23 protein-coding genes are annotated in these 24,831 nt (G+C 32.9%); 18 read left to right on the top strand and 5 right to left on the bottom strand.

The features are described 5' to 3' along the window. Positions 1 to 127 precede the first annotated feature (127 nt). Positions 128 to 976, top strand: a complete 849-nt coding sequence (locus V9L05_RS12470) for an SUMF1/EgtB/PvdO family nonheme iron enzyme (protein WP_338812213.1) — start codon at positions 128 to 130, stop codon at positions 974 to 976. A gap of 197 nt (positions 977 to 1,173) precedes the next feature. Here the strand turns inward: V9L05_RS12470 and V9L05_RS12465 are convergent, their stop codons facing one another. Together V9L05_RS12465 and V9L05_RS12460 are read right to left on the bottom strand one after the other, a co-directional pair. Next, a complete protein-coding gene (locus tag V9L05_RS12465) occupies positions 1,174 to 2,502 on the bottom strand; it encodes a tetratricopeptide repeat protein (protein ID WP_338812212.1) in 1,329 nt (442 codons plus the stop codon). Positions 2,503 to 2,905: 403 nt separating this feature from the next. Next, entirely contained in the window at positions 2,906 to 3,517 is a 612-nt protein-coding gene (locus V9L05_RS12460) for a fumarylacetoacetate hydrolase family protein (RefSeq protein WP_338792924.1), read from the bottom strand. A 318-nt stretch (positions 3,518 to 3,835) separates the two neighbouring features. On the opposite strand from V9L05_RS12460, the gene V9L05_RS12455 reads away from it, so the two are divergent. The 3 genes from V9L05_RS12455 (at position 3,836) to V9L05_RS12445 (ending at position 6,800) form a co-directional block, all read left to right on the top strand. After that, on the top strand, positions 3,836 to 5,893 hold the full coding sequence (locus tag V9L05_RS12455) for a CBS domain-containing protein (RefSeq protein WP_338812211.1): 2,058 nt from the start codon (positions 3,836 to 3,838) through the stop codon (positions 5,891 to 5,893). Between the two features lie 135 nt (positions 5,894 to 6,028). After that, on the top strand, positions 6,029 to 6,613 hold the full coding sequence (locus tag V9L05_RS12450) for a hypothetical protein (RefSeq protein WP_338812210.1): 585 nt from the start codon (positions 6,029 to 6,031) through the stop codon (positions 6,611 to 6,613). Positions 6,614 to 6,647: 34 nt separating this feature from the next. Then, positions 6,648 to 6,800, top strand: a complete 153-nt coding sequence (locus V9L05_RS12445; RefSeq protein WP_338792927.1) for a hypothetical protein — start codon at positions 6,648 to 6,650, stop codon at positions 6,798 to 6,800. 28 nt (positions 6,801 to 6,828) lie between these two features. On the opposite strand, the gene V9L05_RS12440 is transcribed toward V9L05_RS12445, so the two are convergent. After that, positions 6,829 to 7,404 carry a hypothetical protein gene (locus V9L05_RS12440; RefSeq protein WP_338792928.1) on the bottom strand — a complete coding sequence of 192 codons (576 nt, stop codon included), beginning with the start codon at positions 7,402 to 7,404 and terminating at the stop codon, positions 6,829 to 6,831. Between the two features lie 468 nt (positions 7,405 to 7,872). Here V9L05_RS12440 and V9L05_RS12435 point away from each other — a divergent pair, with 468 nt between their 5' ends. Further along, complete coding sequence (locus V9L05_RS12435; protein ID WP_338792929.1) at positions 7,873 to 8,868, top strand: ribonucleoside-diphosphate reductase small subunit; 996 nt, start codon at positions 7,873 to 7,875, stop codon at positions 8,866 to 8,868. Between the two features lie 93 nt (positions 8,869 to 8,961). On the opposite strand, the gene rpoC is transcribed toward V9L05_RS12435, so the two are convergent. After that, entirely contained in the window at positions 8,962 to 13,356 is a 4,395-nt protein-coding gene (gene rpoC, locus V9L05_RS12430) for a DNA-directed RNA polymerase subunit beta' (protein WP_338812209.1), read from the bottom strand. 460 nt (positions 13,357 to 13,816) lie between these two features. On the opposite strand from rpoC, the gene V9L05_RS12425 reads away from it, so the two are divergent. The 12 genes from V9L05_RS12425 (at position 13,817) to V9L05_RS12370 (ending at position 20,593) form a co-directional block, all read left to right on the top strand. Beyond that, a complete protein-coding gene (locus V9L05_RS12425) occupies positions 13,817 to 14,131 on the top strand; it encodes a thioredoxin family protein (RefSeq protein WP_338792932.1) in 315 nt (104 codons plus the stop codon). A gap of 14 nt (positions 14,132 to 14,145) precedes the next feature. Next, positions 14,146 to 14,601, top strand: a complete 456-nt coding sequence (locus V9L05_RS12420; protein WP_338812207.1) for a RidA family protein — start codon at positions 14,146 to 14,148, stop codon at positions 14,599 to 14,601. Positions 14,602 to 14,619: 18 nt separating this feature from the next. Then, positions 14,620 to 14,862, top strand: a complete 243-nt coding sequence (locus V9L05_RS12415; RefSeq protein WP_338812206.1) for a hypothetical protein — start codon at positions 14,620 to 14,622, stop codon at positions 14,860 to 14,862. Positions 14,863 to 14,971: 109 nt separating this feature from the next. Further along, entirely contained in the window at positions 14,972 to 16,174 is a 1,203-nt protein-coding gene (gene mnmA / locus V9L05_RS12410; RefSeq protein WP_338812205.1) for a tRNA 2-thiouridine(34) synthase MnmA, read from the top strand. 96 nt (positions 16,175 to 16,270) lie between these two features. Next, positions 16,271 to 16,513, top strand: a complete 243-nt coding sequence (locus V9L05_RS12405; RefSeq protein WP_338812204.1) for a hypothetical protein — start codon at positions 16,271 to 16,273, stop codon at positions 16,511 to 16,513. Positions 16,514 to 16,691: 178 nt separating this feature from the next. Next, on the top strand, positions 16,692 to 17,831 hold the full coding sequence (locus tag V9L05_RS12400; protein WP_338812203.1) for a hypothetical protein: 1,140 nt from the start codon (positions 16,692 to 16,694) through the stop codon (positions 17,829 to 17,831). 80 nt (positions 17,832 to 17,911) lie between these two features. Next, positions 17,912 to 18,256 (top strand): hypothetical protein, encoded by a 345-nt coding sequence (locus V9L05_RS12395; protein WP_338812202.1) that lies wholly within the window; start codon positions 17,912 to 17,914, stop codon positions 18,254 to 18,256. A gap of 4 nt (positions 18,257 to 18,260) precedes the next feature. Further along, positions 18,261 to 19,052, top strand: coding sequence for a leucine-rich repeat domain-containing protein (locus V9L05_RS12390; RefSeq protein ID WP_338812201.1), 792 nt, complete (start codon positions 18,261 to 18,263; stop codon positions 19,050 to 19,052). Between the two features lies 1 nt (position 19,053). Then, a complete protein-coding gene (locus V9L05_RS12385) occupies positions 19,054 to 19,347 on the top strand; it encodes a hypothetical protein (RefSeq protein WP_338812200.1) in 294 nt (97 codons plus the stop codon). 19 nt (positions 19,348 to 19,366) lie between these two features. Next, on the top strand, positions 19,367 to 19,726 hold the full coding sequence (locus tag V9L05_RS12380) for a calcium-binding protein (RefSeq protein ID WP_338812199.1): 360 nt from the start codon (positions 19,367 to 19,369) through the stop codon (positions 19,724 to 19,726). Between the two features lie 33 nt (positions 19,727 to 19,759). Next, a complete protein-coding gene (locus V9L05_RS12375) occupies positions 19,760 to 19,960 on the top strand; it encodes a hypothetical protein (RefSeq protein WP_338812198.1) in 201 nt (66 codons plus the stop codon). A 54-nt stretch (positions 19,961 to 20,014) separates the two neighbouring features. Beyond that, a complete protein-coding gene (locus V9L05_RS12370; RefSeq protein WP_338812197.1) occupies positions 20,015 to 20,593 on the top strand; it encodes a hypothetical protein in 579 nt (192 codons plus the stop codon). 108 nt (positions 20,594 to 20,701) lie between these two features. Here the strand turns inward: V9L05_RS12370 and V9L05_RS12365 are convergent, their stop codons facing one another. Continuing rightward, complete coding sequence (locus V9L05_RS12365) at positions 20,702 to 23,458, bottom strand: gliding motility-associated C-terminal domain-containing protein (protein WP_338812195.1); 2,757 nt, start codon at positions 23,456 to 23,458, stop codon at positions 20,702 to 20,704. Positions 23,459 to 23,830: 372 nt separating this feature from the next. On the opposite strand from V9L05_RS12365, the gene V9L05_RS12360 reads away from it, so the two are divergent. Continuing rightward, positions 23,831 to 24,586: a metallophosphoesterase family protein gene (locus V9L05_RS12360; RefSeq protein ID WP_338812193.1), complete on the top strand. Its 756-nt coding sequence runs from the start codon at positions 23,831 to 23,833 to the stop codon at positions 24,584 to 24,586. Positions 24,587 to 24,831 lie beyond the last annotated feature (245 nt).

The following is a 24,831-nucleotide window of genomic DNA, read 5'->3' as shown; positions in this document are numbered from 1 at the left end:
ATCACATTGGCAAGATTTTTTCCTTATAGTTTTTGTTAATTTTGTAGATTTAAAGATTGGATTAAAATTGATTCAAAATTCATCCTTATACCAAAAATCACCTCATTTACTTTATATATAGAATTTTATGAAAACTCGTTTTACAGCTACTCATATTTTTTCAGTTTTGCTTTCTGCTTTAGGATTAGCAATTCTGATTTTGGGAAGTGGTTTTTTTCCTGCTTCTTTGGATAATGAATATACTACTTTAGAAACCACAAAAGTATATTCGAATCATTATACTTTTTTATTACCTTCTCATCTGCTCAAAACTAAGGAAGATACAGCAGGAATGGTCTTTGTAAAAGGTAGTATTTTTAATATGGGAAGTACGGTTTTTGAAAATGAAATGCCTATTCATGAAGTTGATTTAGATGATTTTTATATTGGAAGATATGAGGTAACAGTAAAACAATATAGAGAATTTTGTGATGCCACAGGAAGAGATATGCCAAAAGAACCAATGTGGGGATGGAATGATACACATCCAGTAGTAGGCGTAACATGGGATGATGCTAGTCAGTATGCAGAATGGGCAGGCAAAAGATTACCAACAGAATCAGAATGGGAATATGCAGCACGAGGAGGATTAAAAACTCAACATTATACCTATGCAGGCGCAAATTATGCAGAAGTGGTCGGATGGTACGAAGGAAACTCAGTAGAAATGGTACAACCTGTTGGATTAAAAAGACCTAATGAATTAGGAACATATGATATGTCTGGAAATGTTTGGGAATGGTGTTCTGACCATTATGGACGTTATCGCCAAGGACGTGAAAAAAATCCTAAAGGAGTTCCACAAGGTTTGAATCGTTGCATCAGAGGAGGAAGTTGGTTTGGAAACAAAGGAAATCTACGTACAGCAAATCGTTATTACAATCCTCAAGGTTTTGGTAGCAACTTGATTGGTTTTAGAGTAGCAATGGATAAATAATTCAGTTATCAGTTATCAGTTATCAGTTATCAGTTATCAGTTATCAGTTATCAGTTATCAGTTATCAGTTATCAGTTATCAGTTATCAGTTATCAGTGTGAAACTACGTTTCTCTGATTTTTAGTATAAATGATGCTGTTTTTTAGTGAGAAAAATTCGTAATTAGCTTCGCTGCTTTGGCAGGTCGTAATTCGTAATTACTTACTGGTAATTGATTTGATTTCCCAATGAGATGCGTCTTCGAAAATTCCCCTTTTGGATTGTTCAAAGGCTTTTCTTGCTTCTCCATAATTTTGGGTTCTTTTATAAAGTAATCCTAAAAGAAAATAATATTTAGAACGTGTTTCATTATCTAGTTTTGGGAAGTTTTTAAGTGCTGTTTGTATAATTACTATTCCTTCTTTGTCTCTATTAGTTTTATAGTTAGCTATTGATTCCAAAAAATAAACTTCATGTCTATTAGGTTCTAAACGCAAAGATGAATCAGCTACTTTTATAGCTTCATTGTAGCGTTTTTCATACACAAATAGACGAGTGAGGTCATAATAATAAGCTGCATCATGAGAAAGTTCTTTAGACAATTCTATCTTTTTCTTGATATGATAAATTGCATCTGATTTATCTGTATTTTGGTCTTCTACTTTATTCAAAAAAATCTGTGCAGAAGAATAATCAGGCTTTATTGTGAGAGCTGTTCTAAGATAGCGCATACTTCTATCAAAGTCATACATAAAAAAATAAGCATAACCCAAATTATAATAATATTGAGGAGCTGTATTTTCTAATTCAGTTTTGAGTTTTTCATCTTTTATTCTAGCATAATAGGTCGTCATTCCATCAAAATCCTGTAAACGAAAAGCACAACTAGTATAAATAAAAGCAGCTTTCTGAATAGGATAAGCATTCGAATTAGTCTTTTCTAAAATAGATTTTGTAAGTTCTTGAGCATTTTCATATTCTGAATTTTGATAGAGAATATTTGCTAATGAAAGTGCAACAGGAGGAGGAATATTATCTGTATCTTCAGATTCAAAATACTCATCGGCATACTTTATAGTTTCTTCATCGAATTTTTCAGCTTCATCAGAAAGAATAATAATCCTGCCCAAAATTGTATTTTTTTCTTGTTCTTTGGAAGCAGGAACATGAGAGAGAGCCATTTCATAATAAGAAAAAGCTTGTGAAATAGAATCTACTTTTTCATACAAAAATCCCAGTCTATAATTTGCTTCAAAATTAGTTTTATCTATTTTGACAGCTTCTTTATAAAGTTCAACAGCTTTAGGAATATTTTTGAGTTGTTCCAAATAAAGTCCTGTATAATAAAGCAACTCCGTATTTTTAGAATCAGCATTTAACTCTGTTTTGAGAAGATTTAATCCATCTTGAGGATTTCCCTTTTGAGCCATTTCGACGGCTTTGGTATAAACTTCTGGTTGAGCCTTAGCAAAACCAAAAATAAAAAGTATGAAGAGAAAGCTACAATTTGCAACTATTATTTTAAAAATTGAAGTGTTTTTTTTCATACTTTTTAGAGCTTAGAAATAATTACGACCTGCTAAAGCAGTGAAGCTAATTAAAAATTACAAATCAATTGATTTATAAATGGTTTATAGTTTAATAAAAATACTTTAATTGATTTCTGTTCCTTCATAGATTCACATGTATTTTTCTGTAAAGGTAATTCTGAAATTAATTTATCACTCACCACTTATAACTTAGGAATATAAAATGAATAAATTTACACTTTGAAAAATTCAGGCATTAATAAACTGTTCAATTAAAAAACTACCTTTTGTGATTTTTTACTAAAGATATGTTTTCAAAAATACGCTATGAATTATAAATTGGACAGGGTTTCAACCCTGTTTTTATAGATAGCTAAAAATGTAAATTTATTTTTTTAGTCTTCCTTACCACTAAATGAGATTATTTAATTTCGAAATTTAACATTTTTTTCTCTCTTATAAAACCTTCCAATTTATCTCCAATATTTACTTTGCCTACTCCTGCTGGCGTTCCTGTAAAAATAATGTCGCCTATTTTGAGAGTAAAGAACTTAGAAATATACGCTATTATTTCATCAAAGTTCCAAATCATTAACTCATTATTTCCCTTTTGGCGTGTTTCTCCATTTACGTCCAAATGAAAATCAATTGAATTTATGTCTCTAATATCTGAAAGTTCTAGCCATTCTGAAACAGGTGCAGAGCCATTAAACCCTTTTGCAATATCCCAAGGAAGTCCTTTTTCTTTTGCTTTGGATTGCAAATCTCTTGCTGTAAAATCTATTCCTAAGCCAATTTTGTCATAATAAGAAGCTGCAAATTTTTCTTCAATGTGTTTTCCTTCTTTACAAATTCTCAAAAGTAATTCTACTTCATGATGAATATCGTTGCTAAAATCGGGATGATAAAACGCATCGTTATTTTTAAGAATAGCTGTATCTGGTTTTAAGAAAATGACTGGCTCTGTTGGGCGTTCGTTTTTGAGTTCGGCGATATGGTCTGCATAATTTCTGCCAATGCAAAGTATTTTCATGTGTTTTTTATTTTGAAGTGAGTCTATTAAAATGTAGCAACGAATTAGTATATTTATTTCATACAAAAATACAAAATCAAATTTTCTTTTTTAAACGAGATTTTGATAAGGAATAAGAATTAAATAAACTACTATTTTCAAACATTCAATTAACTGGTAATCAATAAATTAAATTTGTAATTGTTCCTAAGTCATACACTGGCATTACAAAAATTTTGAGTTTAATTAAGATAATAAATTAAAATTTGTATTTTAGATTAATTTACCAAAACATATAACTTAAAAATCACTTTTTCACAAACACTTATATATATTTTTATGGGAGATTTGAATGTACGAATAGCAGATAATCAGCTTGACCTCAATGAATTTACACGATACTTACTCAAAGATATTCAGGCTCTTGATTTGATGCTCAAAAAAGACTGCTTCGATAACAAGCAAATGCACATTGGAGCAGAACAAGAAATTTGTCTGGTAGATGACCACGGAAAACCCTCTGCCACTTGTTTAGAAGTTTTGGAAGAACTAAATCATGATAGTTTTACAACCGAATTGGCTCGTTTTAATGTAGAATGTAACCTAGAACCTCAACCTTTCAAGGGTGATTGTTTTTCAAAACTGGAAGCCGAAACAATCAGTTTACTAAAGGCTTTAGAAAAAGTTACTAAAAAACAGGATATCGATTATATCTTGACAGGAATATTACCAACAATACGAAAATTTGACCTTACTACTGACAATATTACGCCATTAGATAGGTATTATGCGCTCATGAATTCCCTCAAAAAATTGCGAGGAAAGGAAACTTACGAACTAAAAATTGAAGGAATTGACGAACTAAATACTTTACACGATACAGCATTAGTAGAGGCTTGTAACACCAGTTTTCAGGTTCATTTGCAGATAAAACCTGAGGAGTTTGTATCAAAATATAATGTCGCTATGGCTATTTCTGCACCTATTTTGGCAGCAGCTTGCAACTCTCCAATGCTTTTTAATAAACGTCTTTGGAGTGAAACCAGAATTGCACTTTTTCGTCAGTCGGTCGATACTCGTATTTCATCAGAACATTTGCGTGAACGCAGTCCTCGTGTGATGTTTGGCAATAAATGGCTCAAAGGTTCAATTTTAGATTTATATCGTGAAGACATCATGCGTTTTAGAGTTTTACTTACAACTGATATTGATGAAGACGCTTTAAAGATGGTTCAAGAAGGAAAAACACCAAAGTTGCGTGCCTTGAATGTTCATAATTCGACGGTATATCGTTGGAATCGTCCTTGTTATGGTGTAAGTCCGAATGGAAAACCTCATTTGAGAATTGAAAACCGTATTCTGCCAGCAGGTCCAACTGTGGTAGATGAAGTCGCAAATGCAGCTCTTTGGATTGGTGCTATGAATGCCTTTGAGGATACTTATCCTGATGTAACTGAAATAATGGATTTTGATGATGCTCGTGCAAATTTTATGAATGTGGCTCGTCATGGATTACGAGTAGATGTAAAGTGGGTAAATGGCAAAAAAATGAGTGTTAAGGATTTACTCTTGAACGAAATAATTCCGATGGCAAGAAAAGGGTTACAAAAAGCAAAAGTCGATCAAACAGACATTGATAAATACATGGGAATTGTTGAGGCTCGTGTAAAATCCGAACAAACAGGCTCTAGTTGGATGTTACAATCTTATTCTAAGCTCATTAAACAGACAACGAAAGAGGAAGTAATGACAGCCATTACGGTAGCCATTGCAGCCAAACAAAAAAGTAATCAGCCCATTCATACATGGAAACTTGCCACTATTGAAGATATTTCAGATTGGCAACCTTCTGATTTGTTAGTAGAAGAGTTTATGGATACTGACCTTTTTACAGTTACAGAAGATGATGTTCCCGAATTTGCAGCCGATATTATGGACTGGCAACGCATTCGTTATTTACCTGTTGAATGTCGTGATGGTGTTTTGGGTGGTTTGGTTTCTTCTCGTCTTTTGCTGCGTCATTTCAACTCTCAACAAAGAGATATAAAAAATAATATAACAACAGTCAAAGATTTGATGATAACTAATGTACATACTGTTTCGCCAGAAGCCAATATTCATGAAGCCATGGATTTGATGCGAAAACACAAAGTAGGTTGTTTGCCTGTCGTGGCAAATAATAATCTAGTTGGAATAATTACAGAAGCTAATTTTTTAAATATTACAGCTAGTCTTTTGAAACGAATTGCAGAACGAAGAAGAAAACGCAGAGAACAAAATGAAAAAAATGAAAAGCTAAAAAACTCTTCACAACCTCAAAATATAAAAGATAGAGAGATAAAAATAGAAGGCATAGATTCGCTTAGAAATGTTTTGGCTGGAGAAGAGGAGGAGTAGAAACAAAACCCTAAGGGGCTTTAAAGCCCCTTAGGATTTACTTTTTCAAAAAATTCTTTTATTGATGAATTAAAAAAAGAAATTTTAGGTTACTTTTAAATAATCAAAAATCTCATTTAGCAAACTAGTGTAATTATGTGTTATTCAGTCTATATCGCAACAAATCAAAAATTAGAAGAGGGAAGTTTTGTACCCAATGAAACAGATATATTTTTTTCTAAAATTAGTGATGCAGAAGAAGTACATCTACGCTCTAAATTTTCTAAAGAGAATATTTATTATGTAGGTTCAGATACAAATTGCTCTTGTGGGTTAGCTTTAGATAGTAGTGATTTTGAAAATCCAGAAGAAGAAATCAATAAAAAATCGTCTGCAAAATTTATTGAGTTTTTACAAGAAACAACATTAATAGAAAGTGTACAATGCTATTGTTGTTGGGAAGGAGATGAAGGGGCTGATATTGAAAATTATAAAGACATAAATATTCAGAAAATTTCATTTAAAAAAAATTATTTCAGCTTAGAAGAAAATGTATGTATTACTTTTATCAAAACCTATGAACCAAAACTAAGAAATGAGATAGTGAAAATTCTGCAAGAGAATGAACAAGGAAGTCTATTAAAAGCTATAAAGTTTTTGAGAAACAAAACAAAATCAGGCTTAATGGATGCTAGAATCTATGTAGAATATCTAGCTATTGATTTGAAAAAATCAGAATAGGTTATTTTATCAATCTTAAAACACAAAACAAAAAATGTCTCAACTCACACCCAAACTAGAAACCGAAGTAATCAATCTTATCAAACAAAACAGATTGATAGAAGCTGTCAAATTAGTAACATTGAATACAAAACTAGGCTTGAAAGGCGCAAAAGAGTATGTCGATGCTTTGAAAGCTAAACTATGAGATTAAATTATAAGCTATAAAAAATAACCTACCTAAAAACCCCCACCAATCGATAATAATCCATCATCGTGATACGAAAAGTTTCTCGTTCTTTTTCAGTATTCAGAATTGGTATTTCATCAGGCAACATATAAAATTCATGTTTGTCTAAAAGACTGTTGTACATGCGTGTCGCAAATTCATATTGTGTATCGACGTGTCCTGCGATATAAAAAAGTGTTCCTTGTGCTTTTGTTTTTGGATTTTTCCATCTGATTTTGAGTGTGTCATTTTTATTTTCATCAAAATAATCTTCAATATATTTATTTGGGTCTGTGATGATATAGGCTTTGTCTTTGTCCCACAAATAAACAATCGTCATATTCAAAACAGGAGCTAAAGTATCTTTATTAGCATCTTCGTGTACATAAATTTCTCGTTTGAGTTTGGGTTCATCTTTTTTATCATAATCCAAACTTCGCATATTCTTAAAAAATAAAACTGAATTTTGAGTAGTAGAATTTTTTGGTTCAGTAGGAGAGACTCGCTTTTCTTTATCAGGATTACAAGAAAAAAAGAAAGTTGAGAGAAAAAGAATCAGAAAAACATATAAAATAGACTTCATAGAGTAGATAGAATAGATTAGCTTTTAAAATTCAACTTTTTGTTTCCAAAATGGTTTTATGTAGTGTAAATTTTGGTGGTTGTAAAAGAACAAAAAAATTAATTTGAGATTAATTTCAAAAAAATTCTTCAAATAAAATCAAAATATCGACCTTTGTAAAAATACACAAACTATTGAAAAATAATATGAGATTGTGAGAATGTAGAGGGAATAATGTGGAGAGATTTCTCGTTTATTAAATAGCTATCTATCCATGCCAAAACTAAAATCAACAAAAAAAACGAATATAAGTAAGGGAAAGAAAAATAATATCGTACTTTTGCAACCCTTTTCGTTTCACAGTTTGTTGTTACACTATTCATTTACTTTTTAAAGACCAAAAGTCTAATTAAAATCTGATAAACGTTTTTTAAACAAATACAGGGCTGTTTTTTGCGCCCTTTTATATAAATATCAAAATCATTTTCTATGTCAAATACACCATCTAAAGAACTTTTACACGAACCTTTACTTGCAGAAAATCCAAATCGTTTTGTCCTCTTTCCTATCAAACACGACGATATTTGGCAAATGTACAAACAAGCTGAGGCAAGTTTCTGGACTGCTGAAGAAATAGATCTTTCCAACGACATGAAAGATTGGGAAAATATGAGCGACAACGAACGTCATTTTGTAAAACATGTCCTTGCATTTTTTGCTGCTTCTGACGGAATTGTAAATGAAAACTTAGTAGTTAATTTTATGAAGGAAGTACAGCTTCCAGAAGCTCGTTGTTTTTATGGTTTCCAAGTAATGATGGAAAATATCCATGCTGAAACCTATTCACTTCTTATTGATACCTATATAAAAGGTACAAAAGAAAAAGATTATTTATTCAATGCACTAGAAAACTTAGATTGTGTTGCCAAAAAAGGAGACTGGGCATTGAAATGGATTGAAAGCGATAATTTTGCAGAGCGTTTGGTTGCTTTTGCTGCTGTGGAAGGTATCTTTTTTAGTGGTTCTTTTTGCTCTATTTTTTGGCTCAAAAAGCGTGGCTTAATGCCTGGATTGAGTTTTTCGAATGAGCTTATTTCTCGTGATGAAGGTTTGCACTGTGATTTTGCGTGTCTGCTTTACAACAATTACATTGAAAATAAACTTCCAAAAGAACGTATCATCGAAATTATTACAGATGCTGTAAAAATTGAACAAGAGTTTGTAACAGATGCCATTCCTGTAAGTTTAATCGGAATGAATGCCGATTTGATGAATCAGTATATTGAGTTTGTAGCAGATAGATTATTAGGCGAACTAAATTGTGAAAAACAATATGGCAGCCATAACCCATTCCCTTTTATGGAAATGATTAGTTTGCAAGGAAAGACAAATTTCTTTGAAAAACGTGTTGCAGAATATCAAAAAGCAGGTGTCATGAACTCAAATGACGATTCTCCTAAGTTCTCTTTAGATGAAGATTTTTAATAGCTATCAGTTATCTAAAAACAGATAAAAGTATAAAAAAAGCCTTTCAAAAAATAAATTTTGAAAGGCTTTTTGTTTTATATAAATTCAGAATTAACCTACTGTTTCAGTAGTTTCTTCATCTTTTTCTAAGGCTTCTAAACGCATACGGTTTATTTGTGCTTCAGTACGAGTAGACTGTACATTCTCATCAGCTAACGAATTTTCAAGTTTGTCATACGTTTTCTCATCATAAACAATAAGATCTTCGTATTTACGCAAACCTGTACCTGCAGGAATAAGGTGTCCTACAATTACATTTTCTTTCAAGCCCATCAAATCATCAGATTTACCACGTATAGAGGCTTCACTCAATACTTTTGTAGTCTCTTGGAAAGAGGCTGCTGACATGAAGCTCTTCGTACCCAAAGATGCCTGTGTAATACCACGTAATGTAGGTTTAGAAACTGCTGGCTGTGCTTCACGCACTTTAGCAACTTTCATATCTCTACGACGCAGACTAGAATTTTCATCTCTAAGTTCACGAGCTGTCAGAATCATTCCTACTTTAAGTTTGGTAGATTCTCCTACATCAGTAACGATTTTCTTGTCCATAAATGAATCATTTTCTGCACGAACTTCAAATTTATCTACAATTTGGTTCGGTAAGAAATATGTATCACCTGGATCGATAATCTCTACTTTTTGCATCATTTGGCGAACGATTACCTCAATATGCTTATCATTGATTTTTACACCTTGTAAGCGATATACATCTTGGATTTCATTAGTCAAATACTCTTGAACAGCCGTAGGGCCTTTGATAGCTAAAATATCTGCTGGAGTAATTGCACCATCTGAAAGTGGCATACCTGCTTTTACAAAGTCATTTTCCTGCACAAGAATGTGCTTAGAAAGCTGAACCATGTATTTTTTAATAATACCGTCTTTCTTAGATTCTACAAAAATCTCTCTGTTACCACGCTTGATTCCACCATAACTTACAATACCATCAATTTCTGATACTACTGCTGGGTTAGAAGGATTACGTGCTTCAAAAAGTTCGGTTACACGTGGAAGACCACCCGTAATATCTCTACTCTTAGAAACTGAACGAGGAATTTTTACCAAAATCTGACCAGCTCTAACTTGCTGACCTTCTTCAATAGAGAGATAAGCACCAGCAGGAACGTTACTACTTGCTCCTTCTCCTTTTGCATTTACAACAGTAAGAGTTGGATTTCGTGTTTTGTCTCTACTTTCAATAATTACTTTCTGACGGTAACCCGTTTGCTCATCTGACTCTTCTTTATAAGTAATACCTTCTTCAATACCTTCAAATTGAACTGTTCCATCTTGTTGAGAAAGGATAACAGCATTAAAAGGATCAAAGCTATATAAAGCATCGTCTTTTTTGACTAATTGTCCATCTTTTACAGTCAAGAATGAACCGTAAGGAACATTGATAGAAGCTAAAGTTTTAGAAGGATTATCAACATCGATGATACGAAGTTCACCAGTACGTGACATAACTACTTTTGCTTTCTTGCCATCTTCATCAAGTGTATCTATTGTTTTTATTTCTTCTAAAACAACTTTACCGTCTTTTTTCGCCTTAATAACTGGTTCTGCTGCAATGTTAGAAGCAGTACCACCTACGTGGAAAGTACGAAGAGTAAGCTGTGTACCTGGTTCTCCAATAGATTGTGCAGCAATTACACCAACTGATTCTCCCTGCTGTACTAATTTTCCAGAAGCAAGATTTCGTCCGTAACACTTAGCACAAACACCAATGCGAGTTTCACAAGTAAGTACAGAGCGTATTTCTACAGCTTCTACACCTGCTTCTTCAGCACGCTTGGCAGAAACTTCATCTATAAGTTCGCCAGATTCAATAAGAATTTGTTCTTCATTTTCAGGATGGAAAACATCATGCAATGATATTCTACCCAAAATACGGTCAGAAATTGATTCGATAATCTCTTCTTGTTCTTTGAGAGCTGTTACTGTCAATCCACGTAAAGTTCCACAATCAGTTTCGTTTACAATAATATCTTGAGCAACATCTACCAAACGACGAGTAAGGTAACCAGCATCGGCAGTTTTAAGTGCTGTATCTGCAAGACCTTTACGAGCACCGTGAGTAGAGATAAAGTATTCCAAAACGTCTAGTCCTTCTTTAAAGTTAGAAAGAATAGGGTTTTCAATGATTTCACCTACTGAACCTTGTAAGTTCTTTTGAGGTTTCGCCATCAGACCACGCATACCACCTAACTGACGGATTTGCTCACGAGAACCACGTGCGCCTGAGTGCATCATCATGTAGATAGAGTTGAATCCTTGTTCGTCAGTTTCTAACTGCAACATCAATTCATCTGTAATTCTACGGTTTACTTTTGTCCAAATATCAATTACTTGATTGTAACGTTCGTTATCAGTAATCAGACCCATGTAGTAGTTTTGCGTAATTGCTGCTACTTCATCTTTAGCTTCTGCTACTAAACGCTCTTTATTTTCTGGAACTGGAATATTATTGATACCAATAGAAAGACCACCTCGGTAAGCTTGATCAAAACCTAAGAATTTAATCTCGTCTAAGAATTCGGCAGTACGAGCCATACCGACTTGCTTAACAATTTTAGAGATTACCTTTTGAAGTGTTTTTTTACTTAATAATTCATCAATATAACCAGATTCTTCAGGAACACATTTGTTAAATAAAACACGTCCTGCTACTGTTTCAATAGTTTTATATTCTAACTCTCCTGTATCCTCATTCAATACTTTTGTACGAACGAAAATATAGGCATGTTTAGATATAGCTTTATGATTGAGAGCCATTACAACTTCCTCTTCTGAGTAAAAGCGCATGCCTTCTCCTTCAATTTTCAATTCTGGAATACTTCTTCTTCCTTTTGTCAAGAAATATAGACCCAAAACCATATCTTGTGAAGGTACAGTAATCGGACTACCACTTGCAGGAGAAAGAATATTATGAGAAGCAAGCATTAGTAGAGAGGCTTCCAAAACAGCTTCTTGTCCCAAAGGAACGTGAACAGCCATTTGGTCACCGTCAAAATCGGCGTTAAATGCCGTACAAACTAACGGGTGCAACTGAATTGCTTTTCCTTCAATAAGTTTTGGTTGGAATGCTTGAATACCCAAACGGTGCAATGTAGGAGCACGGTTAAGGAGCACTGGATGTCCTTTCAATACATTTTCCAAAATATCCCAAATAACTGGGTCTTTTCTATCAACAATTTTCTTAGCTGATTTTACTGTCTTTACAATACCACGCTCAATAAGTTTGCGAATTACAAACGGCTTAAATAGCTCGGCAGCCATATTTTTAGGAAGACCACACTCATGAAGTTTGAGTTCTGGACCTACCACGATTACCGAACGACCCGAGTAATCAACACGCTTACCCAAAAGGTTTTGACGGAAACGTCCTTGTTTACCTTTGAGCATGTCTGAAAGTGATTTTAACGCACGGTTTCCATCACCACGAACAGCATTAACTTTACGAGAGTTATCGAAAAGAGAATCTACTGCTTCTTGAAGCATACGTTTTTCATTACGTAAAATTACTTCAGGAGCTTTTATATCTATCAATCTTTTCAGACGATTGTTACGAATAATAACACGACGATACAAGTCATTCAAATCCGAAGTTGCGAAACGTCCACCATCAAGTGGAACTAAAGGACGCAATTCAGGTGGAATAACAGGTACCATTTTGATAACCATCCAAGATGGCTCATTCGGAACATTTCTAGATTTGGCATCACGGAATGCTTCCACTACACGCAAACGCTTCAAGGCTTCAGCCTTACGTTGTTGTGAAGTTTCGTTCATTGCAGCAGCACGCAAATCATACGAAAGTTGATCTAAATCTAAACGGATTGGGTCAAGAAGCATAACAATTGCTTCTGCTCCCATTCTTGCGATGAATTTTGTTGGATCACTATCATCTTTTTGCTGATTTTCACGAGGTAATTTGTCCATAATGTCCAAATATTCGTCTTCAGTCAAGAAGTCTAAACGTTGCAATCCTTCATCTTCTAATGGACCAGGTTGTACTACAGCATAACGCTCATAGTAAATAATTTGGTCTAATTTTTTGGTTGGCAGACCGAGCAAGTAACCTATTTTATTAGGCAATGAACGGAAATACCAGATATGCGCCACAGGAACAACAAGTTGAATGTGTCCCATGCGCTCACGACGGACTTTCTTTTCCGTTACTTCTACGCCACAACGGTCGCAGATAATTCCTTTATAGCGAATTCGCTTGTACTTTCCACAATGACACTCCCAATCTTTAACAGGTCCGAAGATACGCTCACAGAAAAGACCTCCCATTTCGGGTTTGTAGGTACGATAATTAATCGTTTCTGGTTGAGTAACTTCTCCGAACGAACTATTAAGAATAGATTCTGGAGATGCCAAGCTGATAGTAATTCGCTTGAAATCGTTTTTTAACTTTCTGTTCTTTTGGAACGACATGGGCGATGCAGGTTTGGATTTGGAGTAACAATCAACAAAGGTAGGAAAATATTTTGAAAAATCCTTTTTTTATAAGAAATATTTTTGTAGTTAGGATGATTTTTGGATTCCTTGAGAAGAATTTAGTTTTTTTTTAGAAAATCAATTCTACTTATTGCTTTCTAATTGGAAATAAGAGGGTTAGCTTTGAACTAGATGTGGGGAATAATAGAAAACTAAGTTTTAAATTTTATGCGATGACATTAACAACAAAAGTCACGAATATCTACTATACCACATTTATTTTGTAAAAAAATACAGATTACTTTTTATTTAAACATAACCATTTCACAAAAGATATTTAGAATGGACAAAAAACTATTTCGTTTTTTGTTCGTAAATTTGCAAAATATTATTCTCACTTCAGATTTTATTTGGTTTTACTTCTAACTTCTGAAATCTAAAATCTAACTTTATTATTATGGCAGTTATAGACATAGACGACTCAAACGTAAAAGAAAATTTGAACCAAAACGAAAAAGTAATTGTAAAATATTATGCAGGTTGGTGTGGTTCGTGCAGACTTATTAAACCTAAGTACAAACGTCTTTCTAATGATGAGCGTTTTGAAGGTATTGCTTTTTTAGATACTGATGCAGAACACAATCCAGAAGCTAGAGGTTTAGCAGGAGTTCAGAGCCTTCCTTATTTTGCTATTTTCAAAAATGGAGAATTGGTAGAAGGTCTTTCTACAAGTAAAGAAGAGAGTATAATTGAGCTTTTGGAGAAATTATAATATTTTGTATAATTATGAATATTACAAAAAACTTAGAAAAAGCTAATGCAACTCTTCCTTCTGTTTCAACTCCTGGTGGTTCTTATGTTTCTGTAAATGTAAGAGCGAATATTGCCTACATTGCTATTCAATTTCCAATCTTAGATGGAGAATATAAGTTTCAAGGTAGATTAGGAGATGAAATTTCCACAGAACAAGGATATGAAGCAATGAAGTTATGTGCTTTAAATGTTTTAGCTCAAATCAATTCGAAAATAGGTTTTGAAAATAGTATAGGTCTAAATCATATAGATGCTTACTTTCAATCCAATGAAACATGGGATGATTCTCCGAAAGTTGTAAATGGAGCTTCTGATTTATTTTTAGAAATATTAGAAGATAAAGGCATTCATTCAAGAGCTATTTTTGGAGTTCATAAATTACCTAGAAATTTCTCTGTTGGATTAACAGCTACTTTTACTATCAAATAAAATTATTGAACTAATATTATGAAATTACCAGTTATAAAACAATTAGTCGAAAATCACTCATTAGAAGAACTCAAAAAAGCTGAAGCTGTAATGGAAGAAGGCGAAATGCCAGCCTTCGAAGTAAAAGGGGAAGACGAAGGCGAACAATTTACACACGTAATTGCAGCCGTTTGGGTAAAAGAAAAAATGGCAACAGATGGCATTGATGCTCGTTCTGCTATGCGTGAATATACGCAGAAAGTAAGAAATTCAATTTCTTAATTGTACGACAGGCTTCTAGCCTGTTTAGTTTTAACTATTTTTTCACAGACTAGGAAGTCTGTGATACATGTTTTTAGTGGACTTTGAATCCACTTCAAAAAACAATACTATGAATATAACTACAAAAAATCCAGACAATCCAAATTCGAAAGGAAGAGTTTTGGTCGCCATGAGTGGTGGAATTGATAGTTCGCTCGCAGCCGTTTTGTTGCACGAACAAGGCTATGAAGTCATCGGAATGACGATGAAAACATGGGATTATGCTGCTTCAGGTGGCAATATGAAAAAAGAAACAGGCTGTTGTAGCTTGGATTCTATCAATGATGCACGTTCTATTTCGGTTGATTTGGGATTCCCTCATTATATTTTGGATATTCGTTCCGAATTTGGCGATTACGTCATCGATTATTTTACAGAAGAATATATGGAAGGCAGAACGCCAAATCCGTGTGTGCTTTGCAATACGCATATCAAATGGGATGCACTTTTAAGGCGTGCCGACAATTTGGGTTGTCAGTATATTGCGACAGGTCATTATGCCAATATTAGAGAAGAAAACGGACGTTTTGTAGTTTCGAAAGGTGTCGACACCAAAAAAGACCAATCCTATGTTTTGTGGGGCGTTTCTCAAGAAAGTTTGAGTAGAACGATGCTTCCTTTGGGTAATCTTACAAAAGCACAAATTCGTCAAATGGCATTGGATAGAGGTTTTGATGAGCTTGTCAAAAAATCAGAATCGTATGAAATCTGTTTTATTCCAGATAATGATTACCGTAGTTTCTTGAAAAGAAGAGTTCCTAATTTGGAGGAAACAGTCGGACAAGGAAATTTTGTCATGACGACTGGAGAAATAGTTGGACAACATGAAGGTTATCCGTTTTATACCGTCGGACAACGCAAAGGATTAGGAATTGCACTTGGCGAACCTGCTTATGTAGTTGAGATTAAAAAAGATACCAATGAGGTTATTTTAGGTTTCAAAGATAATTTGTATAGAGATGGAATGATTGTCAAAAAATTAAATCTTCAAAAATATGCAAACATTGAAGGCGATTTGCTGACTACTACAAAAGTTCGTGTACACCACGCAGGCGCACCAGCAACCATCACACAAAGCGAAGACGGACAAGAACTTACCGTTCTTTTTCACGAACCTGTCGATGCCATTGCCCCTGGACAATCTGCCGTTTTTTATGATGGCGACGATGTAATCGGTGGAGGTTGGATAGTTTCTTCCTTCCAACAAATTGGAAACGAACGTATAGAGAAAAATTTGTTTCCTACGGAGGTTTATAAGCCTAAGACGGTTTAGTTTTAAATTACCGAACGGTTTGCTTTGAGTGAACTGTTCGGTATTTTTTCGTATTTTAGATTAAAGCAATTTTATAATTTAAAAAAAGAGCTAATTATGGCGAAAATAGACTTGCTATTAAAAGACCTTGAAAACCTAAATCGTGATGAACTTTGGGTGGTTTGGGAGTTTTTACAACAAAAAATAAAATCTTTTATTCTAAATCCTGCTCAATCCGTAGAAAAAGAAGAAACAAAAACACTAAATTTTAATGATTTTTCATTTGGACGAACTAGAGAAATTTTGAAAGGAAAAAATCTGAATTTGAGTGATGCTGTTATTGAAGAAAGGAGAGTGTAATTAAAGTCATTTTTTATTCCAACAAATCGGAAACAAACGAATAAAGAAAAATTTGTTTCCTACGGAGGTTTATAAGCCGAAGACAGTTTAATTTTAAATTACCGAACGGTTTGCTTTGAGTGAACTGTTCGGTATTTTTTTGTATTTTGTTGAAAATATTTTCAACTAAAATACTGTTATGAAAAAATTAGGAATTATTCTCTTATTGCTTTTTTACTCAAATGTTGTTTTGGGACAAATAGATAGTTTAAAGTTATCCAATGTGGAAAAGTTAGCTAATGATTTGGAAGCTAAAATAGAGAAATTAGAATCTAGCAAAGTAGATAAAGAGATTTTGGAAAAAGTCTATGATAAGGAAAAAGAACTGCTGAAAAAATCTTATGATGCAGAAAATAATACTTTAAAAGAAACTTATTCCAGTAATTATTCATATATACAAATTATAATAACACTAATATTTGGACTATTTACTGTACTTAGTTATTTTGGATTTAGAAGTGTAAGTAATTTAAAAAAAGAGTATAAAGATAAACTAAAGGATTTAGAAACTCAGAAAAATAGTTTTGAAAATGACTATAAAGCTAAATTAGATGAACTTAAAGCCCTAAAAACGAACTTTGATAATGACTATGATGATTTTAATACAAAGAGAATAGAAATCGATGAAAGAATAGAAAAAGTTGAGTTGGAGAGTTCAGAAAGAAATAAGAAACTTGAAATACTAGAATTGACAGAAAAAGTTCTTCACTTTGAACAAATACCAAACTATTATTTAGCTATAAGTTATGCTGAAATTGGATTAGAACTTGAACCTAACGATTTCTTATTATTGCATTATCATTCAAAGTTAAATATTCTTCTTAGAGAATATAAAAAAGCAAAAGAAAGCCTAAATAATATCTTAAACTATTACCCAAAAAAGAACAACGTAGCTACAATATACAACCTTGCAGAAATATATTTACTTACTGATGATATTGAAGGCTATGAAAAACATAGAGATAAGTACCGAGATGCAATACTACATAAAGCAGACTTGAGAGCAATATTTATTAGAAGCTTTTATTTTTATACTCAAGACAACGAAAAAGGATTAATTATGCAAATAGGCAACTTTTTTAAATTTGGAGGAGAAAGTAGAAGACATAATCTAAAAGGTATTCAATGGGAATTTCCAGAAGTGAAAGGATATATTTACGAAAAGGGTAGAAAAAATCAAACTGAGAAAATATTTGAAACATTTGTAAAATATTTAGATATGGATTCAAGTGTTGATAAACAAACATTGATAGATTTGACTAAAGATACACCTGCATAAAACAAATTGACATTTTTTGATATATTAAAAATATTTCGCTGTTTGAGCATAACAACACCAATAAAAAAACTTCATTAAAAATGAGAAAAGTAGCAAACCTACCAAACCCCACAAATGATATTGTTCGTTTAATGATTTATGAGAGTGAAGACGGAATTTATCTTTTTGGTTATAAAAAAGTAGAAGATTGTGGAGGAGAATGGGACGAAATGTATCGTTCAGTAGAAGATTGTATATACTCTTGTGAATCTCAATACGGTGTCAAAGCAGAAGATTGGTTTAACATATCAGACCCAAAACCATATTGTCAGCATGATTGGATAAATCCTGTACGAGTAAAAGGTCGTGAGATTGGAAAACCTCAATTTGGAACGTTAGAAAAATTAATCAATGGTAAGTGGGTTGAATTTAACCCTAAAAATTAAAATTATGGATTCAGACTACGAAGAAAAGCTAGTAAACATAGAAAATAATGTTCAAGATGAAACCTCTTTAGCTTGGAAAAAATTATGTGAGTATGTTGAAAAAGTAGCAGAAGAAGAAAGTGAAGAATTTTCTCCTTATGAATACTTGGGAAAAGAATTATATTCTCAAATTTATACGCTACCAAAAACGATTGCCAAACTCAAAAAGGTAAAGAAAATTATGTTGTATGGCAGTAAGTTAAAACGCATTCCACCAGAAATAGGAGAAATGGAATCTCTTGAAGATTTTGATCCTTATACTTCTTATGATTTGCATTGGTTTCCCTATGAAATTACAAATTGTAAAAATCTAAAAGATAGCCGAGTGAGTACAAGAGCTTTGTATGGAAACTATAAGCATAGAAAACCTTTTCCAGATTTAACTCATAATCCTGTTTGTTATACTCAAAACGAAATAAAATGTAGTGTCTGTAAAAAGGAAGTTACCCAAGAGCAAACGAATCAATTATGGATTACTCTGAAAGTTGGAACTGATTTTTTGCCTTTGTTAGTTAATTCTTGTTCAGAAGAATGTGAAAGAAAATTACCTCAACCTCCTAAAGCTTTTGTACCATTTCCACACAAAGGAGGAGAAAATTTAGAACAGCCAACGACAGAAGAATATGAAGATGAATATATAACTACAATATATTGGGAAGAAGTAAAAGAACAAATGACACAGGGAGGAAAAAATGAAATAAACCCAACACATAAAGATTCACCTATTATAAAGATAAAATTTGGAAGAAAGAAATAATATGAAACTAAGCCATTCATTCAGCAGCACATTAAGAACATTTGCTTATTTTATGGCGAGTGGAACGCATCACAATTTAAAAGGAATAAATTATTTGAGTTTGTATGGAGAAGAACCTAGCACAATAGAAAAAGTATTTGCTATTTTTGCTAATGTAATTGAAATGGATGAAGAAGGAACTGTTTTGAATGCAAAATATGCAGAAAAAAGAGCTACTGATTATATTCGTTCTTATTGTGATTCTAGCTTTGAGGTTGTCCCTCCTTATGAAGACTGGGAAACTGATTTGTATTAATTTTTAAAAAAACACAACTATGCCACTAACAAGAAAAGAAATTAAAGAAATTATTGAAAATGAAATCATTGTAGATTGTTATACTGACGAAGAAGCAGAAACAGGTTGGGCAACTTATATGGAGGATAATCTCAACTTTCCATTTGAAGCCGAATATTTGGTAAGAAAAGCATCTAAACCAAATGAATGGAAAAAAGTCAAGATTATAGAGAATTATACAAATTCTTCAAATTATGAAGGAGGAGATTTTTATTTATCAGCTTTGCTTGAAGATGTGGATATGATTATTCCAGTAGAAATTGGTGAACTAAGAAATGTAGAAGCAGATGAACAAACACTGGATACTTTACAAATATGGAAAAGCAAGGATAAATATTAATTCAAAAACTATCACTTAAAAACAAAAAAAACAATGTTTTCAGAAAAATATCCAAATTTAGAATATTGGGTCGATGCACAAGGTTGGATTGAACTCGGTTCAGATGAAAATAGTGATTCTTGGATTAGAATTATGGACACAGGAGGATTATGTTATGAAGATGAAGATTCAAGCTCGTTAGATGAAGCCTTAGAAAAGGCTGAAACTTGGGCTGCTGAAGAGAACGAAAATTAGTTTTGAAATATTCCACCTAAAAATATAACGAAGAATAAACGAAATCAACACCCTATGAACAACTACACAAAAACCCTACTTTCATTATCCTTCTTTATCTTTTTTACTAATTCAGTTTTTGCTCAAACAAAAACCACAATGTTTTATGATTCTTGTTTAGTAGGAAAGGAGATAAAAGAGCTTAGAGGTGTGATGGACACTACAAAAGTAGCTATTTTATATTTTGGTAGAAACCCTCAAAATCGCAAAGAGAAACGAGAAATAAAAAAACTATCTAGAAAAGGAATAAATTCTATGGATATAGCAAACTTGGCTACCAAAAATAAACGTTTGAACATGTTATATATCAAAAATTTATATGTACTTAATGAAAAAGAAAAAAATAAACTTTATAGTATAATTACAAGCAAAACAGGAGATAAAGAAAGTGTAACGACTACTGCTTTTTGTTATGTACCTAACCATGCAATCGTTTTTTTAGATAAAAATGAAGAAATAAAATTTGAAATAGAGATATGTTTTAAATGTTTAAAAGCAGAAGTTTTATCTGATTTTCCACTAGAAAACTTTTGTAGAGAAAGCTGGGACAACTTAGAAAAATTTATTTTAGAAAGAAGTCCAGTAGCTAAATAAAAAAACGAACAGCTCACTAAAAGCAAACCATTCGTAATTTTTAATCCGTAATCCGTAATTTGCCATTGTCGGTGTTTTAGCGTAGCGATACCGACAACAAAATACTTTTTATTCTCTCAATAAAGAAACCCAACCTTTCAAAATCAAAACTTCATCAGTTGGGTTTAAGCGATTGAAAGTTACTTTTACTTGGAAATAATACATTCCAGAAGGCATTTCTTTTCCGTTGTTATTTTCTCCATTCCAATCAATAAAGACATTATTATCTTCATCACTTGTAGTTTCAAAAACCAAATCTTCCCAACGGCTATAAATTTTGGTTTCTACATTTTTGACAAAAGCAGGACAATCTAAAGCTCTAAATGTATCATTTATTCCGTCGCCATTTGGTGTAAATACATTTGGTAGCGCATAATTTGGACAATTATCATTACAAACTTGATTGCTAAACGTACTCTCATTTCCAGAAGCGTCCACAGCCGTAACTACATAACAACCAGCCACAGAACGGACTTGCTCATGTGTATAAGTCGTGTCAGTAGTATTAATCAAAAGCTGCAACGAATCATTAATTTGAGCTTTGAAGTATAAATTATAGCTACTCACTTCCAAATCACAATCAGGCGAATAATCATTTTGCCATCTCAAATTATTTCTAAAAAGAGAATCACTACAATAAATTGGATCTTCAAAATTAATGGTTTCACAAATCAAAGAGTCTAAAAACAAGGTTGTAGGCGAACAAGGAGGCGTTTCGTCAAGAGGGACAATACATACTTTTTGAGACTTGTTCAAAAGTGGTTCTGGCAAACCTTCTTTATTGTAACTTCCTTGTGTCGTAACAAAATAACAATATTCTACCTTGTCTAAAAGCTCTGTATCAGTATAAGAAAACGAGCCACTAAAGACATTTATACTATCCAAAAGAACAAAATCAGTTCCATCAGCAGCCGTTTGACGATAAATATAATGTTGTGGAAAACGTGAATCAGTATTGTTCCAAGGCACTTCTGCACGCCAACTTAAAGTCGCTGCATTTACTAAAGGAGTTGCATTCAAACGAACAGAACTTGCCACAGCCGAAGAATCTACCAAATTATCATTTGAATAAAAAAGAACTCTATAATTATAAACTTCTTCTTCAGTATTCAGATTTGTATCTCTAAAAGTAGTGTCATTTTCAGCAAAACGTTCTCCTAATTGCGTATAATTCTGAGTTCCAGAGAAACCATCTGCACGGAAAAGTTCGTATTCATAAGGTCTTGGAAAGTCTTCTTCTATGAGGTCTTGGGGTTTTGTCCATTCCACTTGCATTTCTCCATTTTCGGTGTCTGTTTCTTCTACACTTACTTTTGTGATATAAGGCGCATTTGTAGGGATAATTACACAAACTTCTTCAGAAACATAACTTTCTCCTCCTCCTGGATTTGGGAATCTTGCAAAAATACGGTAGCAATACGTTTTTCCTCGTTCTAATCCTTCTCCATTATTATCATCTAAATAGAAAAGATTACCTATTTCATTTGTTCCAATTTGTGTATAACCTGTATAAGCAGGCAAACCCGTTTCACATGTATCAGGGTTAAACTCAAAAGAACCAACTCTCCTCCAAATGGTCATTTCACTAGCATTCGGACACTGATAAGAAAACCAACTCAATGAAATACTATTATCAACTGTATTGACATCAGCAATGAGCGTATCAGGTTTTGGACCTACGACTCGGATTTGCCACGTTTTTAAATCTACTAATTTGTTGCTGCTGGGTTGAGGTTGGTCTTCTGCTTTAAAAGTCACAGCATAAGGTTGCAAACGTACATCTTCACAGACTGTTTGCCAATCAAAAACCCCCTTTTCTTCTCCATTTGGAGGCTGAATATTTAAAACATTAAAATTCGCATAATTTCTTGGTGGAACAGATTGTAATACATTTGCCTCTCTAAATAATGCACTATATCCAAAAAGTTTTACAAAATCATTATCTGGGTCTGTTCCTGTAATTGTATCTCTCAAAAAAGCTCCTGCTGTAACACATGTATCTCTAGGAATTTCTAAAATTGGACGCTTATTTGGATTATCTCTTACAATAATTTGCATATCACGGTTTACTTGTCCAATCAAAACACCTTCACGCCATTCTTGAACAATAAAAGCAACATTAAATTGTCCTGTACGCCCAGGAGTATTCCAAATTAAATCTCCTGTAATTGGATCAAGAGTTGCTGTAGCTATTCCTCCATCTTCACTTTCGCCTCCAAAAGCAGGGTCATCTAAAAGTCTGAAACCTTCAACAGGAGTATTTACAGCACGCTTAGGGGTAACAAAAATATAAGCCAAACTATCTCCATCAGCATCATACGCACCTGGATTATGAATAAACTTTTCACCAACACGAGCAAAATCAATTGGTGGAACAAGCAAAACAGGTGAGCGATTCAGACCCAAAAATGGATTTATCAAAAATGTAGATTGGATATGAAAAGCTGTATTAACAGAATTTGGAATATTGACTATATTATCATTTCTGTTTCGAATAGCCACCCCCACGTTATATTCTCCAGCTCCAGGAAAAGTATAAGTAGTGGTATATGTATTACGAGTAGTTGCATTTCCAATACTAACTCCTGAAAGGCGAGTTACCATACGAGTTTCGCCAGTTCCAAAATTAAATTCAATTTCTGCGTCTGGTTGTACTCCTCCATCATCTGTATAAATGATAGCAGTAATTCGATAAGTAAGACTAATATCCGAAATACGTTCGGCTGTCAAATCTCCTGCTCTTACGTGAGTAGCGTAGGAATTTTGAGTAAGAAAAGATAAAAAGAAAAAACAGAAAAAAACACTATAAATCAATTTAGAAGACATAAAAAAATTTGATTTAATAGGTTTTATATTTTTAAAAAAATAGAAAAAATCCTTATTCATTGGTTTATATTTATTTTATCGAAGTAATATCGAAATAACTGTATTTTTAAAGGAGGGTTTTATAAGTCTCCAATTAATTTATTAGAAGGGAATTTTATGTTCAATATAATTTCTGATTTATAATTGCACTTTTCAGAAGGTAAATATAAAGATAAGGCAGTCAATTGCAAATACAAAATTTTGTGTTGCATTAAAATAGTATTACTTACTCTAGCAAAATTATATCTAAATTCTTCACACAACTTTGATTATAAAATCATAAATGAAAAATTTATTACTGTTATTCTGAAAGAATTATATTATTTTTGAAAAATGAATACTTCAAATACACCTTCTACTCGCTCTATTCCAAAAATTGATTCTTCCAAAGGTACTCGTTATGCCATTTCGGACATACACGGTTGCCTTCAAACATTTAAAGCTCTCATCAAGAAAATAAATCTTTCTACCGATGACCAACTTTTTTTGTTGGGAGATTATATCAATAAAGGACCTGATAGCAAAGGTGTTTTAGATTATATTATAGAACTTCAAAAAACGTATTCTGTTTTCTGCTTGCGAGGAAATCATGAAGAACTTCTCATTAGAGCGCACCAACGAGCAGGAGGAGATAAATCTATTCGTTTAGTACCTGTTTTGCATCGTGGCAGAGGATTAGTAGATGAAAATCGCCGTATTTTACCTGAATATTTACCTTTTTTGGAAAGTTTATGTTATTATTTTGAATTAGAAGATTATTATTTAGTTCATGCAGGTTTTGATTTTGAAGCTCCAGACCCTTTTTCTGAAGTTGAAAAAATGCTTTGGTTACGTCATTTTGAAGTGGATACAAGTGTAGTAGGAGAAAAAAGAATTATTCATGGACATGTTCCAGAGTATTTACAGTTTATTCAAGAAGAGATTGATTATGGTTGTCCTTCTATTTGTATCGATAATGGCTGTGTATATAAAACACGCAGAAAAGCAGGTTTGGGGCAGCTTTTAGCCCTGAATTTGGATAGTTTAGAAATAATTTTACAAGAAAATATAGAAACAGAACGCTCTTCTTCAAGAAGTCATTTTTTATAAAAAATCAATGCTTTTAATATCATTACATTTTCAATTATCCATTCTCAATACAGGGTAACATAATAAACGTTATCAAGGTTATTTACAGGTTTGATAATCAACTTAATTATAAAAACTATACCTTTGCTTATTTTTCCTTAGTGGTAGGTTTGCAAACCTACCACTAAGGAAAAATGAACTTTACAAAATTAACCGTGATAACGTTTAAGTTTTGCGATTTTTTAAAAATATTTTTGATGAGAAGT

The organism is Bernardetia sp. Wsw4-3y2 (genome assembly GCF_037126295.1).
Classification (GTDB): domain Bacteria; phylum Bacteroidota; class Bacteroidia; order Cytophagales; family Bernardetiaceae; genus Bernardetia.
Note: the sequence above shows the minus strand (reverse complement) of the source record. Positions and strands in the feature narration are given on the sequence as shown.

Excerpts from the sequence above, each read along its gene's own strand:
- V9L05_RS12470 (WP_338812213.1), top strand. The coding sequence starts at position 128 with ATGAAAACTCGTTTTACAGCTACTCATATTTTTTCAGTTTTGCTTTCT.
- V9L05_RS12465 (WP_338812212.1), bottom strand. The coding sequence starts at position 2,502 with ATGAAAAAAAACACTTCAATTTTTAAAATAATAGTTGCAAATTGTAGC.
- V9L05_RS12460 (WP_338792924.1), bottom strand. The coding sequence starts at position 3,517 with ATGAAAATACTTTGCATTGGCAGAAATTATGCAGACCATATCGCCGAA.
- V9L05_RS12455 (WP_338812211.1), top strand. The coding sequence starts at position 3,836 with ATGGGAGATTTGAATGTACGAATAGCAGATAATCAGCTTGACCTCAAT.
- V9L05_RS12450 (WP_338812210.1), top strand. The coding sequence starts at position 6,029 with ATGTGTTATTCAGTCTATATCGCAACAAATCAAAAATTAGAAGAGGGA.
- V9L05_RS12445 (WP_338792927.1), top strand. The coding sequence starts at position 6,648 with ATGTCTCAACTCACACCCAAACTAGAAACCGAAGTAATCAATCTTATC.
- V9L05_RS12440 (WP_338792928.1), bottom strand. The coding sequence starts at position 7,404 with ATGAAGTCTATTTTATATGTTTTTCTGATTCTTTTTCTCTCAACTTTC.
- V9L05_RS12435 (WP_338792929.1), top strand. The coding sequence starts at position 7,873 with ATGTCAAATACACCATCTAAAGAACTTTTACACGAACCTTTACTTGCA.
- rpoC (WP_338812209.1), bottom strand. The coding sequence starts at position 13,356 with ATGTCGTTCCAAAAGAACAGAAAGTTAAAAAACGATTTCAAGCGAATT.
- V9L05_RS12425 (WP_338792932.1), top strand. The coding sequence starts at position 13,817 with ATGGCAGTTATAGACATAGACGACTCAAACGTAAAAGAAAATTTGAAC.
- V9L05_RS12420 (WP_338812207.1), top strand. The coding sequence starts at position 14,146 with ATGAATATTACAAAAAACTTAGAAAAAGCTAATGCAACTCTTCCTTCT.
- V9L05_RS12415 (WP_338812206.1), top strand. The coding sequence starts at position 14,620 with ATGAAATTACCAGTTATAAAACAATTAGTCGAAAATCACTCATTAGAA.
- mnmA (WP_338812205.1), top strand. The coding sequence starts at position 14,972 with ATGAATATAACTACAAAAAATCCAGACAATCCAAATTCGAAAGGAAGA.
- V9L05_RS12405 (WP_338812204.1), top strand. The coding sequence starts at position 16,271 with ATGGCGAAAATAGACTTGCTATTAAAAGACCTTGAAAACCTAAATCGT.
- V9L05_RS12400 (WP_338812203.1), top strand. The coding sequence starts at position 16,692 with ATGAAAAAATTAGGAATTATTCTCTTATTGCTTTTTTACTCAAATGTT.
- V9L05_RS12395 (WP_338812202.1), top strand. The coding sequence starts at position 17,912 with ATGAGAAAAGTAGCAAACCTACCAAACCCCACAAATGATATTGTTCGT.
- V9L05_RS12390 (WP_338812201.1), top strand. The coding sequence starts at position 18,261 with ATGGATTCAGACTACGAAGAAAAGCTAGTAAACATAGAAAATAATGTT.
- V9L05_RS12385 (WP_338812200.1), top strand. The coding sequence starts at position 19,054 with ATGAAACTAAGCCATTCATTCAGCAGCACATTAAGAACATTTGCTTAT.
- V9L05_RS12380 (WP_338812199.1), top strand. The coding sequence starts at position 19,367 with ATGCCACTAACAAGAAAAGAAATTAAAGAAATTATTGAAAATGAAATC.
- V9L05_RS12375 (WP_338812198.1), top strand. The coding sequence starts at position 19,760 with ATGTTTTCAGAAAAATATCCAAATTTAGAATATTGGGTCGATGCACAA.
- V9L05_RS12370 (WP_338812197.1), top strand. The coding sequence starts at position 20,015 with ATGAACAACTACACAAAAACCCTACTTTCATTATCCTTCTTTATCTTT.
- V9L05_RS12365 (WP_338812195.1), bottom strand. The coding sequence starts at position 23,458 with ATGTCTTCTAAATTGATTTATAGTGTTTTTTTCTGTTTTTTCTTTTTA.
- V9L05_RS12360 (WP_338812193.1), top strand. The coding sequence starts at position 23,831 with ATGAATACTTCAAATACACCTTCTACTCGCTCTATTCCAAAAATTGAT.